Annotated in this window: 12 protein-coding genes and 1 tRNA gene; 6 read left to right on the top strand and 7 right to left on the bottom strand. The window is 66.6% G+C overall.

Translation table 11 applies throughout. The features are described from left to right. The first annotated feature begins 263 nt into the window (after positions 1-263). From OHS03_RS31375 to OHS03_RS31365, 3 genes are all read left to right on the top strand, one after another. Positions 264-339 (top strand) — tRNA-Lys (locus tag OHS03_RS31375). Between the two features lie 138 nt (positions 340-477). Then, positions 478-1071, top strand: coding sequence for a DUF937 domain-containing protein (locus tag OHS03_RS31370; protein ID WP_328659012.1), 594 nt, complete (start codon positions 478-480; stop codon positions 1069-1071). A 230-nt stretch (positions 1072-1301) separates the two neighbouring features. Then, a complete protein-coding gene (locus OHS03_RS31365) occupies positions 1302-2258 on the top strand; it encodes an acyl-ACP desaturase (RefSeq protein ID WP_301904800.1) in 957 nt (318 codons plus the stop codon). A gap of 62 nt (positions 2259-2320) precedes the next feature. Here OHS03_RS31365 and OHS03_RS31360 read toward each other — a convergent pair whose 3' ends face one another. Next, positions 2321-2902: a hypothetical protein gene (locus OHS03_RS31360; protein ID WP_328659010.1), complete on the bottom strand. Its 582-nt coding sequence runs from the start codon at positions 2900-2902 to the stop codon at positions 2321-2323. Between the two features lie 203 nt (positions 2903-3105). Here OHS03_RS31360 and dusB point away from each other — a divergent pair, with 203 nt between their 5' ends. The 3 genes from dusB to phoU all read left to right on the top strand — a co-directional run bounded on the left by dusB (position 3106) and on the right by phoU (position 7333). Continuing rightward, positions 3106-4260, top strand: coding sequence for a tRNA dihydrouridine synthase DusB (gene dusB / locus OHS03_RS31355; RefSeq protein ID WP_328659008.1), 1155 nt, complete (start codon positions 3106-3108; stop codon positions 4258-4260). A 245-nt stretch (positions 4261-4505) separates the two neighbouring features. Further along, positions 4506-6581 (top strand): LCP family protein, encoded by a 2076-nt coding sequence (locus OHS03_RS31350; protein ID WP_328659006.1) that lies wholly within the window; start codon positions 4506-4508, stop codon positions 6579-6581. 86 nt (positions 6582-6667) lie between these two features. Next, on the top strand, positions 6668-7333 hold the full coding sequence (gene phoU, locus OHS03_RS31345; RefSeq protein ID WP_328659004.1) for a phosphate signaling complex protein PhoU: 666 nt from the start codon (positions 6668-6670) through the stop codon (positions 7331-7333). Positions 7334-7447: 114 nt separating this feature from the next. Here phoU and pstB read toward each other — a convergent pair whose 3' ends face one another. The 6 genes from pstB to OHS03_RS31315 form a co-directional block, all read right to left on the bottom strand. Next, the gene (gene pstB / locus OHS03_RS31340) at positions 7448-8224 is read right to left on the bottom strand and encodes a phosphate ABC transporter ATP-binding protein PstB (RefSeq protein ID WP_056818713.1); all 777 of its coding nucleotides are present in this window, start codon (positions 8222-8224) and stop codon (positions 7448-7450) included. 19 nt (positions 8225-8243) lie between these two features. Continuing rightward, on the bottom strand, positions 8244-9149 hold the full coding sequence (pstA, locus tag OHS03_RS31335; RefSeq protein WP_328659002.1) for a phosphate ABC transporter permease PstA: 906 nt from the start codon (positions 9147-9149) through the stop codon (positions 8244-8246). Next, positions 9149-10126: a phosphate ABC transporter permease subunit PstC gene (gene pstC / locus OHS03_RS31330; RefSeq protein WP_063054653.1), complete on the bottom strand. Its 978-nt coding sequence runs from the start codon at positions 10124-10126 to the stop codon at positions 9149-9151. Before pstC ends, pstA begins: the two co-directional genes overlap by 1 nt. A 91-nt stretch (positions 10127-10217) precedes the next feature. Then, positions 10218-11333, bottom strand: a complete 1116-nt coding sequence (gene pstS / locus OHS03_RS31325; RefSeq protein ID WP_131816670.1) for a phosphate ABC transporter substrate-binding protein PstS — start codon at positions 11331-11333, stop codon at positions 10218-10220. A 296-nt stretch (positions 11334-11629) separates the two neighbouring features. After that, positions 11630-12538, bottom strand: coding sequence for a mycothiol synthase (gene mshD / locus OHS03_RS31320; RefSeq protein ID WP_328659000.1), 909 nt, complete (start codon positions 12536-12538; stop codon positions 11630-11632). A 53-nt stretch (positions 12539-12591) separates the two neighbouring features. Continuing rightward, entirely contained in the window at positions 12592-13353 is a 762-nt protein-coding gene (locus tag OHS03_RS31315; RefSeq protein WP_056818720.1) for a winged helix-turn-helix transcriptional regulator, read from the bottom strand. Positions 13354-13436 lie beyond the last annotated feature (83 nt).

Below are 13436 nucleotides of genomic sequence, written 5' to 3'. Positions count from 1 at the left end.
GAACGGTCGCGAGACCGGCGCCCATCGTGGACCACTCCATCGCTCCTGCACCCCAGCTTGTCGAAAGATGTTGCGATACAACAGTATTCGACAACCATACGCAACCGGTAGCGCGAACGGTGCTGGGCACCAGGTGTTTACCGAGAATCGTCGTGGACGCCCCCACCGTTACCGGCCGCCACCAGCGGCGATCAGACGCCCGCAACGCGACCGGGGACCACGGTTCGGCCCTTCGGCACCGTGTCCGCTAGACTCCGCTGCGCGCCCCTTTAGCTCAGTTGGTAGAGCTGGTGACTTTTAATCACTAGGTCGTAGGTTCGAGTCCTACAGGGGGCACCACCAACTACTACCGTGACCATCGTCACGTGGCGACGCGCCAAACGCAGACGCCGCCGAAACCGCCGGGTTCTTGCATCGATGCACCTAATCTGAGCGCGACCCGGGCTCCCGGGCGCCCACAACCTCAGGCGGAGTGAGATGACTTCCTTCGACGATTTGCTCTCCCAAGTACCCATCGCCCAGATCGCCGACCAACTCGGCGTCGACCAGGCGACCGCGACGACGGCCGTGCAGGCCGCGCTGCCGACGCTGCTCGGCGGGCTAAAGGTCAATGCCGCCGAGCCGCAGGGCGCGGCGTCGCTGCTCGGCGCGCTCGACAATCACGGCGGCCTCGTCGACGGTGACGGCGCGGTCGATCTCGGGCAGGTGGACGTCGGCGACGGCGAGAAGATCGTCGACAACGTCTTCGGCGACGAGAAGAACACTGTCATCAGCGCGCTCGGTGCGGGGGGCGGGACCGGCGGCAACGATCTGATCGGCAAGCTGCTGCCGATTCTGGCGCCAATCGTGCTCGCTTACTTGGCCAAGCAGCTCACCGGTGGCGGCGCCGCGGCACCGGCACCGCAGCAGACGCAGGCCTCCGGTGGCGGTCTCGGCGATCTGCTCGGCGGTCTACTCGGCGGCAGCAGCAATAGCGGCGGGCTCGGCGGAATGATCGGCGATGCCCTGTCGAAGAACGCGGGCGGTGCGCTGGGCAGCGTGCTCGGCGGCCTGCTCGGCGGCAAGCGCTGAGATGTTCATCTACGTGTAGTTAACGTCGCGGGGCCCGCAGCGATAGTCCCTATGCTGCGGGTCGAACGCCTAGACTCGTCAGCAAGACCATCGGATCTACTGACGAGTTGTGGCGTTGCTCAACATCGTCGGAAAACCGCTCTGTTGCGTTTCGCATCACACCTACGGTGCCGTAAGGTATGGCCGCATCGCGACGTTCGACCGCAAGCACGACAGCGAAGGGTTTTTACATGGCAAGGGATCTGACTCAACTCGAACTGCTCACGGAGTTGGAGCCGGTTGCCGAGGAAAACGTCAACCGGCACATGTCGCTGGCCAAAGAATGGCATCCGCACGACTACGTCCCGTGGGACGAGGGCCGCAACTTCGCCGCCATGGGCGGCATCGATTGGGATCCTGAGCAGTCCAAGCTCAGCGAGGTCGCCAAGGCGGCCATGATCACCAACCTGCTCACCGAGGACAATCTGCCGTCCTACCACCGTGAGATCGCGGAGAACTTCTCCCAGGACGGCGCCTGGGGCACCTGGGTCGGTCGCTGGACCGCCGAGGAGAACCGGCACGGCATCGTGATGCGCGACTACCTGGTTGTCACCCGCGGCGTGGATCCGGTCGCCCTCGAAGAGGCGCGCATGATCCACATGACCAACGGCTTCGCCTCCCCCACCGAGGTCGACGCCGGCTTCCTGCACTCGGTCGCCTACGTGACCTTTCAGGAACTGGCCACCCGGGTGAGCCACCGCAACACCGGCAGGGTGTGCGACGACCCGATCGCCGACCGCATGCTGCAGCGCGTCGCGGCCGACGAGAACCTGCACATGATCTTCTACCGCAACCTCTGCGGCGCGGCGATGGACCTGAGCCCCGACCAGACCATCGAGGCGATCTCGCTGATCGTCGAGAACTTCCAGATGCCCGGCGCCGGGATGCCGAACTTCCGTCGCAACGGCGTGCTGATGGCCAAGCACGGCATCTACGACCTGCGTCAGCACCTCGAAGAGGTCGTGCAGCCGGTGCTCAAGAAGTGGAACGTCTTCGATCGCACCGACTTCACCGCACGCGGCGAGGCCACCCGTGAACGCCTGGCCGGCTTCCTGGAGAAGCTGGGCGAGGACGTGCTGAAGTTCGAGGAGCAGCGCGACCGGATGCTCGCTCGCGAAGCCAAGAAGCGCGAAATGGCCAGCGTCTAGGTTTCACCACGAAAGCGCCGCCCACCGGGTTTCCGGTAGGCGGCGCTTCTGTCTGTCCGGGGTTACTTGATCGGGAGGGCGCCGTCGGCACTGCCGACGTCGGTGATCTTCCAGTCCTTGCCCGCGTCGACGGTGATGTTGTAGGTCACCGTGTTGCGCAGGCCGTCGGGGTTCTGTGCGTTGGTGGTGCTCACGTCGACGAAGGCGGCGACCTTGTAGACCTCACCCTCCTGCGAGAGCACCTTGGCGGTGATCGGCGCCGCGGTGGAGGTCCACTTCAGCGGGATGATGATCTGCTCGAGCTTGTCGCCGGTGGCATCGAACTTGTTCGACAGTTCGGGGGAGGTACCGGCCTTGAGCTTGGCGACCCAGGCGTCGACGTCCTGGTAGTTCAGGGTGGCCGAGCCGACGGAGTAGTCGAGCGCGATCTGCTCGGCCTTCGCGTTGTCGGCGGCCTGGTCCTTCATGTCGGAGATCTCCGAGCGCGCCGAGCCGAGCAGCACGCCGAGCACGAGGGCGATGATCGCGAGGACGGCGATCACGGCGCCGCCCACCAGCGACGAGACGCGCACGGCGACCGTGCCCTTGGTGGGCGTGGCAGGGGATTTCGTCAGGTCGGTGGCGCCTTCGTTGCTTTCGGCCATGGGGTCTTCTCCGATTACGTGGGGACAGCGCACCGCCGGAGGCGACGATGCCAGCAGCGTAAGGCTACTGAGGTTTCGGAACCGTTCCGGACACGGCGTAGCAGGTAAACGGTGGCGGCGAGGTCGCAGTGGCGGCGATGACCCGGTGATAAGCGCTCGGACGCGAGATCGATCACATCGGGGCGGATGAGACAATCATTCGCGTGACTACCACGCTGCCCCAGGCGCCCACCGCGCTGCGGATCGGGCCCTACCCGGTCGACCCGCCGGTTGTGCTCGCGCCGATGGCGGGCATCACCAACCGCGCCTTCCGCAGGTTGTGCAGGGAGTTCGGTAGCTCTACCTCGATCTACGTGTGCGAGATGATCACCGCACGCGCGGTGGTCGAGCGCAACGAGAAGACGCTGCACATGATGTCGTTCGACGACGACGAGCATCCGCGCTCGATGCAGCTCTACGGTGTGGATCCCAAGACGCTCGGCGAGGCGGTGCGGATCATCGTCGGCGAGGGCTGGGCCGACCACATCGACCTCAACCTCGGCTGCCCGGTGCGCAAGGTGACCAAGCTCGGCGGTGGTTCGGCGCTGCCGTACAAGCGCAGGCTGTTCGCCAATATCGTGCGCGAGATGGTAGCCGCGGCCGAACCGGCGGGTGTGCCGGTGACCTTCAAGTTCCGCATCGGCATCGACGACGACCACCACACCTACCTCGACACCGGCCGCATCGCCGAGGCCGAGGGCGCGGCTGCCGTGGCGCTGCACGCGCGCACCGCCGCCCAGCTGTACTCGGGCGCGGCCGACTGGTCGGCCATCGCACGACTCAAGGAAGCCGTCACCTCCATCCCGGTGCTCGGCAACGGCGACATCTTCACCGCCGACGACGCGCTGCGGATGATGAACGAAACCGGCTGCGACGGCGTGGTCGTCGGCCGCGGCTGCCTCGGTCGACCCTGGCTCTTCGCCGAACTCAGCGCGGCCCTGCGCGGCGAACCGATCCCGGAGGGGCCCACGCTCGGCCGCGTCGGAGAGATCCTGGTGCGCCACGCCACCCTGCTCACCGAGCACGACGGTGAGGACAAGGCCATGCGCGATATTCGCAAGCACATGGCCTGGTACCTGATGGGTTTCCCGGTCGGCTCACAGCTGCGGCGCAGCTTCGCCACCGTGTCGAAGCTGTCGCAGATCGAGGATCTGGTCGGACAGCTCGACCCCACTGTGCCGTTCCCCACCGACGCGCTCGGTCCGCGCGGGCGGCAGGGTTCGCCGCAGACCAAGGTCGTGCTCCCCGAAGGCTGGCTCGACGACCCGGAAGACGACACTGTTCCGGCCGCGGCCGATGTGATGCACAGCGGCGGCTGATCAGGCGCCGATAACGGGTCGACATCAATTCGTAAGCCGTCGCTGTTTCGGCCGACCGTACCCGCTCGAACAGGGCTTTCCTGAGCCTGGCGAACCTTCTCGAGCAATTCGTCGGCGATTCCGGTGTGCACTGGAGTGGCCACTCGTGGCGGAATCGTTATCATTGCGGGATCGTTCGACTCTGGTTCGATCGGAGCCGGGCGATGACGCGCAGGCTGCGCCAGATAGAGGAGTGAGGTTCGTTGGTGGGTGACGATCGGCGCGGGCGTACGCCCCGGCCTGGAAATCGCGCCCCCTGGGAGCGTTATCCGACGGCCGAACCTCCCGAGCAACCGGATACCGGCTCTCGACGTTCCCGGCACGCGGACGCGACGCCCGACACCGGGACCGCCGCGCCGCTGACGGTGGCCGATCTGGTCAACCGCGTCGACAGCGAACGCACCAGGCGCGGCCGACGAGTTCCCCCCGCCGAGAGCGCCGAGCCCGGCTCGCGCGCGGGCCGCCGAGCCCGCGAACAGGCGCCGCGGCCCACCCCACGTCCCGACATCGCACCCCGCACCGACGGCTCCCCCGTCGTCGACGACATCGCGGGTAAGCCACCCCACCGCGCCGAATCCCCCGCCGACCGCACCGCGACCACCGCGCTACCCGCCCAGGCGAAAGAGCAGGCACGCAAGGCTCCCCTGGCGCGACGCGTGGCCGCCGAATCGATCGATCCGCCCACAGACATCCTGCCCACGGTCGACAACGCGGAGCCCGAGCGCGCCAGGCCGGTGAAAACCGCCTCCGCCGCACCGCCGCGTCGTCCGGGCACCGAAGGTCGGCGCAGCAAGCAGGCTCGGATGGCCGGCCGGGTCACGCTGACGTTCGTGGCGGTGCTCGCCCTCGTCATCACCGGCGGCGGCTGGAGCTACCTACAGGCCACCAACAGCAGCTTCACCCAGGTCGACGCGCTCGGCGGCGGCGCCTCCGGCGACGTGCTCGACGGCGATATGCAGCTCGGCGACGAGAACTACCTCATCGTCGGCACCGACACCAGAGCGGGCGTCAACGCCGATATGGGCGCGGGTTCGGCCGCCGACACCGAAGGCGCTCGCGCCGACACGGCGATGCTGGTGCACATCCCGAAGAACCGCTCACGGGTAGTTGTCGTGTCGTTTCCGCGCGACCTCGACGTCACCAGGCCGCAGTGCGCCGGGTGGGACAACGAGAAGGCCACCTACACCGAGCAGAAATTCCCCTCTGCCATCGGCGACAAGCTCAACGCGGTGTACGCCCTCGGCGGGCCGCGCTGCCTGGTGGACGTGGTCCGCAAGATGTCGGGCCTGACCATCGGTCACTTCATCGGCATCGACTTCGCCGGCTTCGAGGCCATGGTCGACCAGATCGGCGGTGTCGAGGTGTGCTCGACCAAACCGATCATCGACGGCGTACTCGGCACGGTGCTCGAGAGCTCGGGCAAGCAGCGCGTCACCGGCGAAACCGCACTCAACTACGTCCGCGCCAGGCACGTGATCGGCGAGGAACGCAGCGACTACGACCGGATCCACCGGCAGCAGCAGTTCCTGGCGGCGCTGTTACGCGGCGCGTTGTCGAGCAAAGTACTGCTCGATCCGGCGAAGTTGCAGGGCTTCGTCGAGGCATTCCGTCAGCACACCTTCGTCGACGGTGTCGGCACGCAGGATCTGATTCTGCTCGGCCGGTCGCTGCAGAAGGTCAACGCGGGCGCTGTCACCTTCATCACCGCGCCCACTGCCGGTACCACCGCCTACGGCAACGAGATTCCCCGTGAGTCCGACATCAAGGCGATCTTCCGCTCGATCATCGATGATCAGCCGCTGCCCGGTGAGGAAACCGCGCCGCCGGTGACGAGCTCGAGCGAAGCGCCGCCGACCCAGGCGCCCAAGCTCTTCGCCGTCAGTCCCGGCTCGGTCTCGCTGCGGATCTCGAACGGAACCGGCCGCACCGGCGTGGCGCAACAGGCCGCGAACAAGCTCTCCAACATGGGTTTCGGGATCTACAACGTCGGCAACTACCCCCAGGGCAGCGAATCCACCGTGGTCCGCTTCTCCACCGGCAACGAGGCCGCGGCCGCCACCGTCGCGAGTTCGATTCCCGGCGCGATGCTCGAACGCGCGGACGAACTCGACGGAATCATCGAGGTCATCCTGGGTTCGAACTACGCCGGACAGGTCCGCACCCCGGCCTCGGTCGGCACCGAAATCCCCGACGTGGGCACCGGCAAACCGATCACCGCGGCGCCGGTAACCCTGCCGTCCGACCTCGAACACATGAACGCGGCCGACACCAGCTGCGACTGACCGCGCTGACCTGCCACGACACTGCCATGCGGCATTAACCCACTGTTGGGTGACAGGGATCCGGGTACCCACTAGGGTCAGCAATCATGCGTGTCATCTACAACGAGCAAATGGCCGACCTCGCCAACCTCCTCGGCGAGATGGCCGGTCTCGCTGGCCAGGCCATGGAACAGGCCACCCAATCACTGCTGCAGGCCGACCTCGGTCTGGCCGAGCAGGTCATCGGTGAGCAGGATCGGATCTCGGTGATGATCACCGAGGCCGAGGAGAAGGCGTTCGCGCTGCTCGCACTGCAGGCACCTGTCGCGGGCGACCTGCGTCAGGTCGTCAGCGCGATCCAGATCGTGGGCGACGTCAACCGGATGGGCGCCCTCGCGCTGCACGTAGCCAAGGTGACCCGCCGCCGCCACCCCGCGCACGCCCTGCCCGAGTCGGTCAACGGCTACTTCGCCGAGATGGGCCGCATCGCGGTCAACATGGGCGCTGGCGCCAAAGAGGTGCTCGAGACCCGCGACCCCGAGCGCGCCGCCCAGCTCAATCAGGACGACGAAGCGATGGACGACCTCCACCGCCACCTGTTCACCCTCCTGATGGACCGTGACTGGAAGTACGGTGTGGCCTCCGCCGTCGACGTGACGCTTCTTGGCCGCTACTACGAGCGCTTCGCCGACCACGCCGTGGAGATCGGCCGCCGCGTGATCTTCCTGGTGACTGGTGTCCTCCCGGTCGACGAGGACATCGAAACGAGCTGAGAGAACACGAGTCGGCCCCCGCTCACCGCGGGGGCTTTTTCGTTTCGGCACCACAACGAGAAAAGCCCCGCGCTCCGTCGAGAAGGAGCGCGGGGCTTTCCGTGGTGCTTCTTCTTACCCGAAGCGGCCGGAGATGTAGTCCTCGGTGGCGCGCTGGGTGGGGTTGGAGAAGATCTTCTCGGTGTCGTCGATCTCGATCAGGCGGCCGGGCTTGCCCTGGGCCTCGAGGTTGAAGAAACCGGTCTGGTCGCTCACCCGGGCGGCCTGCTGCATGTTGTGGGTGACGATGACGATCGTGAACTCTTTCTTGAGCTCGGTGATCAGGTCCTCGATCGCCAGGGTGGAGATCGGGTCGAGGGCCGAACACGGCTCGTCCATCAGCAGGACGTCGGGCGAGACCGCGATGGCGCGGGCGATGCACAGACGCTGTTGCTGACCACCGGAGAGGCTGCCACCGGGCTTGTCGAGCCGGTCCTTGACCTCGTTCCAGAGGTTGGCGCCCTTGAGCGAGCGCTCGGCGACCTCGTCGAGTTCCTTCTTGTTGCGCACGCCCTGCAGCTTCAGCCCGGCCACCACGTTGTCGCGAATCGACATGGTGGGGAACGGGTTCGGGCGCTGGAACACCATGCCGATGGTGCGGCGCACGCCGACCGGGTCGATCGAGGAGCTGTAGATGTCCTCACCGTCGAGCAGCACGGCGCCTTCGACACGGGCGTTGGGGGTCACCTCGTGCATGCGGTTGAGCGAGCGCAGCACGGTGGACTTGCCACAGCCGGAGGGACCGATGAAGGCGGTGACGCTGCGCGGCAGCACGGTCAGTTCCACATTCGCCACGGCGTGGAAGCTGCCGTAATAGATGTTGAGATCTTTGACGTCGATCCGCTTGGCCATCTGAGTATTCCGTTCGCTTCTATCGGTTCCGGGTGAGCAGCTTGTTGACGCCGGCGGCAGCCAGGTACAGCAGTGCGATCATGAGGATCAGCGTGAACGCCGCACCCCAGACACGTTCGCGGCCGGCAGCCTCCGGGTTGGCCAGCTCTTGGTAGATCAACAGCGGCAGCGAGGCCATGTTGCCGTCGAAGATGTTCTGGTTGATCGACTTGCTGTAGCCGACCAGCACGAGCACCGGGGCCGTCTCGCCCATGACGCGGGCCACGGAGAGCAGGATGCCGGAGATCATGCCGGGCGCCGCAGTGGGGATGACAATCCGCAGGATGGTCTTCCACTTCGGCACACCGAGCGCGTAGGAAGCCTCACGCAGCTCGTCGGGCACCAGCTTCAGCATTTCCTCGGTGCTGCGCACCACCACCGGCAGCATCAGCAGCACTAGCGCCAGCGAGACGGCGAAGGAGCTCTGCGGCATGCCGAAGGTGGCGATCCAGAGCGCGAAGATGAACAGCGCGGCGACGATCGAGGGCACACCGGCCAGGATGTCAACCATGAACGTGGTGACCTTGGCGAGTCGACCGCGACCGTATTCGACCAGGTAGACCGCGCCCATGATGCCCAGCGGCACCGCGATGATCGAGGCGACCAGCGACTGTACGATCGTGCCGTAGATCGCGTGATAGACGCCGCCGCCGGTCTGATCCGGCAGGATGCCCTTCTGCGAGTTCATCCACCAGTCAGCGGACGCAACCGCGGTGATGCCCTTGGTGACCACGAGGCCGAGCACCCACACCAGAGGGATCAGCGCGATGACGAAGCAGAGCGTGACCAGGCCGGTGGCGACATTGTTCTTGATCCGCCTGGTGGTGCTGACCTCACGAAAGGTCCGAGCCTTTACCGGCTTGTCGAGCGACGTTGTGGTGGTCATCAGCCGTTCACCTTTCCACCGGAGGCCAGGCGGGCCAGTGCGTTGACTACGAAGGTCAGCGCGAAGAGAACGAAGCCCGCGGCGATATAGGCGCCGGTCGGCAGCGGCGAGCTGAATTCCGACGCAGCCGAGGCGATCTTGGAGGCGAAGGTGTAGCCGCCGTCGAACAGCGACCAGGTGCCGGGCACCGACGCCGTCCGCAGCACGACGAGCACGGCGATCGTCTCACCGAGCGCGCGACCGAGGCCGAGCATGGAACCGGCGATCACACCGCTGCGGCCGTACGGCAGGACAGTCATTCGCACGACTTCCCACTTGGTCGCGCCGAGCGCCTGCGCTGCCTCGATGTGTGCGCGCGGAGTCAGCGAGAAGACTTCGCGCGACACCGAGGTGATGATCGGCAGGATCATGACAGCGAGCACGACGCCAGCGGTGAAAATCGTGCCGCCGCCGCTGATCGAGATTCCGCCTTCGGTGTGGGAGAACAGGAAGAACCAGCCGAGGTTCTCGTTCAGGAATTCCTGGACCGGCACAATCTTGGGTGCCAGCACCAGGAAGCCCCACAGACCGAACACAATGGACGGCACCGCGGCGAGCAGGTCGACCAGCATCGTGAGCGGCTTACCCAGCCGCGACGGCGCGTAATGCGTCAAGAACAGCGCGATACCGACACCGATCGGCACCGCGACGATGAGCGCGAATACCGAGCTCAGCACCGTGACCATGAACAGGTCGCGGATACCGAAGCGCAGGTTGTTCGCGTCACCGGTCGAGAATTCGGTACTGGTGAAGAAGTTGACCTCGTCAGCCCTGATCGAAGGGATCGCGCGGATCAGCAGGAACAGCGCGATCAACGCGATGGCGGCCACGATCGTGGCGCCAGCCGCGGTGGCCGTCCACCGGAAGATCGTCTCGGCGTTCAGGCGGCCGGTACGACCCCCGTCAGGGGCCTTGTCGATTTTCGGTTCGGTCGGCATATTCGCAGTATCTCCGGCCGCCCGTGGGCTCGTCGAGTTCGACGAGCCCACTGCGGTCACCTCAGGGTGCATGGTCATGGCCAGGACGCGATCAGGAAATGGCGTTGATCGCGGTGGTCAGCTTGGTCTTGAACGCGTCGGGCAGCGGCACGTAGCCCGCCTCGGTCAGACCGTTCTGGCCGTTGGTGACGGCCGAGGTCAGGAAGGCCTTGACGGCCTTGCTGGTCTCGGCGTCGGCGTACTTGGAGCACACGACCTCGTAGGTGGCCATGACGATCGGGTACGAGCCCGCGACGGTCGGCTTGTAGAACGAGCTGGTGTCGAGGACCAGGTCGTTGCCCTCGCCCTTGACCTTCACGCCGTCGATGGCCTTGGCGGCCGACTCGGCCGACAGCTTGACCGGGTCCTTGCTCGCGGAGGTGACGATCTGCGCGATGGACAGGTTCTGCGCCTTGGCGAAGGACCACTCGTTGTAGGTGATCGAGTTCTTCGTGCTCTTGATGGCCGCCGAGGTGCCCTCGTTGCCCTTGGCGCCTTCACCGACGCCACCGTTGAAGGACTTGCCGCCGCCCTTGCCCCACGCGCCGTCCGAGGCCGCGTCGAGGTAGAGCTGGAAGTTGTCGGTGGTGCCCGACTCGTCGGAGCGGAAGATCACGGCGATCTTCTCCGAGGGGAGCTTGGCGTTCGGGTTGAGCGCCTTGATCTCGGGGGCATCCCAGGTGGCGACGGAGCCGTTGAACACCTTGGCGGCGGTCGGGCCGTCGAGCACCAGGTCGGTGACGCCGTCGACGTTGTAGGTCACCGCGATCGGGCCGAAGACGGTCGGCAGGTTCCACGCGGGGGCGCCACAACGCTCCGCGGCCTTGGCCGGCTCTTCCTTCTTGGAGCTCAGCGCCGAGTCGGAGCCGCCGAAATCGGTCTGGCCGCCGATGAACTCGTTGACGCCCGCGCCCGAGCCGCTCGAGGTGTAGTTCAGGGTGTAGCCGTCGCAGTTGTTCTCGTAGGCCGCGACGAAACGCTCCATGGCGTTCTTCTGCGAGGAAGCGCCCGACGCCTTGAGCGCCTTCTTGCCACCACAGGCAACGCTGGTGTTGGCGGCGTTGCTGGTGTCGCCACCGGTGCTGTTGTCATCACTGCCACAGGCGGCCAGGGTCATGGCGCCCACGGCGAAGACGCCGACCAGGGCACTGGTGCGCTTGAAGTTCACTTTTCCTCCGACAATGCTGGGTGTCTCACTCGGTCCCTCACCGGCCCGAGCGAGGCTGGGGGTGCAGGCGATCCCCGGAGGAATGCGCGCACCAGGCGACGACTGTGCCGCCCAGAAGTAACCTAGGGTCGCCCGGTTGACAGTGGGCCCGACGTGGGTTAACGGAAAATGAACAGCCCGGCGCGATCGATGCGGCGAATGTGACGTTAGCCCCAGTTTTACTCGCAGGTACCCGGTCATCCGCGCAATATTCTCCTCGCGCACCAGAATTCACCTCGCGTGTGAGGCGAATCGCATCACGGCAGCGAGTACGCGACGTCGATATGGGCCGGGGTGAATCCGAGCTTGGTGTAGGTGTGCACCGCGGCCGTGTTGTCGGCTTCGGTATAGAGCAGGACTTCCGAGGATCCGGTCGCGCGCAGGTGTCGCAGACCGGCCAGGGTCAGCAGTCGGCCGAGGCCACGCCCTTGCGCGGCCGGGTCGACCCCGACCACGTACACCTCACCGGCGGGGGCGGCGTCGGGGTGCTGTTTGGTCCAGTGGAAACCGAGCAGGCGGCTCGGATCGGCGGCGTCGAAAGCCAGAAAGAGACCGGCCGGTTCGAACCAGGATTCCCCGCGTCGAGCGGCGATCTCACGCTCGGTCCAGCCGCCCTGTTCGGGATGCCAGGCGAAAGCCGCGTTGTTCACCCGCAGGATTTCGAGGTCGTCGACCTGGCCCGCGTAGGTACGCAGGATGAGGTCTTCGGGGACCTCCAGCTCGGGTAGCTCCGGGGTAGCCAGTGATCGGCGCATCTGCCACAGCTCGCGGGCGGTGCTCAGTCCGAGGCCGGTCGCCAGCGCCTTGGCCGCGGGCAGATCGCCGTGCGCCCACACCCTGGCGCCCGCGCCACCTTCGGCCAGCGCGGCGCGCACCAGCTCCGTACCGATACCGGCGCCACGCGCGGTCGGGTCTACGGCAACCTCGGCCATTGCGGGGTGTTCGTCATGTGCCGCAACAAGATTCGCGTAGCCGACCAGCTCACCGGCGCGGACCGCGAGCACATGCCTGGTCGAGGGGTCGACTTCGGCGAGGGAGAGCACCGCCTGCTCGGAGACCGGGGCCACGCCGTCGACCTCAGCCGCGCGTTCGAGCAGTGCGCGCACCGTGTTCACGGTGCCGGGCTCGACCTGATCGTTCCAGGTCAGGGTTGCTGTGTCCGACATCGCGTCCTCTCGAAGCGTGGCACGGTCACCGTGTTGCGCCGCGCCGACGAGCGCTACTGCGCGGAGCCGTTCACCGGGGCGAAGGAGTCGTCGCCGTCGATGTCCTCGTCGACGAAGGTCACCACCTCGCCCTTGGCGGCGGCTGTTCGAGCCGGGCGCACGGCCTTGTAGCCGACATTGCGCACGGTGCCGATCAGCGACTCGTATTCGGTGCCGAGCTTGGCGCGCAGGCGTCGTACGTGCACGTCGACGGTGCGGGTGCCACCGAAGAAGTCGTAGCCCCAGACCTCTTGCAGCAGTTGGGCACGGGTGAAGACCCGGCCCGCGTGCTGAGCGAGATACTTGAGCAGCTCGAATTCCTTGTAGGTGAGGTCGAGCGGGCGACCACGCAGCCGCGCGGTGTAGGTGCCCTCGTCGATCACCAGCTCACCCAGGGTGATCTTGCCGGTGTTCTCCGGGCTGGCGACCCCACCGTTGCGTCCGACCAGCAGCCGCAGGCGCGCATCGAGCTCGGCGGGGCCGGTGCCGGGCAACAGGATGTCGTCCAGGCCCCAGTCCGCGTTGACGGCCACCAGGCCGCCCTCGGTCAGGACCGCGACCACCGGCACCGAGGACCCGGTGCTGCCGAGCAGTCGGCACAGACCGCGCGCGGCGGCCAGGTCCGTTCTGGCGTCGACCAGCGCGACATCGGCACTACTCGCCTCCAGCAGGGACGACACCTCCGTCGGCGCGGGCCGGACGTTGTGCGCCAGTAGCGTCAACGACGGCAGGACCGCGTCGGGGTTGGGGTCGGAGGTCAGTAGGAGCAGCTCCATGGGGCTCTCCTCCTATCTCGTTGCTCCGCGGACGACAGCAGCCGCGTAGCTACGTCGCCGAAACACAGGTTAAGTCGTCTGCA

The organism is Nocardia salmonicida, from assembly GCF_036142455.1.
In the GTDB taxonomy this organism is placed as follows: domain Bacteria; phylum Actinomycetota; class Actinomycetes; order Mycobacteriales; family Mycobacteriaceae; genus Nocardia; species Nocardia salmonicida.
Note: the sequence above shows the minus strand (reverse complement) of the source record. Positions and strands in the feature narration are given on the sequence as shown.

Bases quoted from the DNA above. Each gene is read 5' to 3' on its own strand.
- OHS03_RS31370 (WP_328659012.1), top strand. From the start codon at position 478: ATGACTTCCTTCGACGATTTGCTCTCCCAAGTACCCATCGCCCAGATC.
- OHS03_RS31365 (WP_301904800.1), top strand. From the start codon at position 1,302: ATGGCAAGGGATCTGACTCAACTCGAACTGCTCACGGAGTTGGAGCCG.
- OHS03_RS31360 (WP_328659010.1), bottom strand. From the start codon at position 2,902: ATGGCCGAAAGCAACGAAGGCGCCACCGACCTGACGAAATCCCCTGCC.
- phoU (WP_328659004.1), top strand. From the start codon at position 6,668: ATGCGTGTCATCTACAACGAGCAAATGGCCGACCTCGCCAACCTCCTC.
- pstB (WP_056818713.1), bottom strand. From the start codon at position 8,224: ATGGCCAAGCGGATCGACGTCAAAGATCTCAACATCTATTACGGCAGC.
- pstA (WP_328659002.1), bottom strand. From the start codon at position 9,149: ATGACCACCACAACGTCGCTCGACAAGCCGGTAAAGGCTCGGACCTTT.
- pstC (WP_063054653.1), bottom strand. From the start codon at position 10,126: ATGCCGACCGAACCGAAAATCGACAAGGCCCCTGACGGGGGTCGTACC.
- mshD (WP_328659000.1), bottom strand. From the start codon at position 12,538: ATGTCGGACACAGCAACCCTGACCTGGAACGATCAGGTCGAGCCCGGC.
- OHS03_RS31315 (WP_056818720.1), bottom strand. From the start codon at position 13,353: ATGGAGCTGCTCCTACTGACCTCCGACCCCAACCCCGACGCGGTCCTG.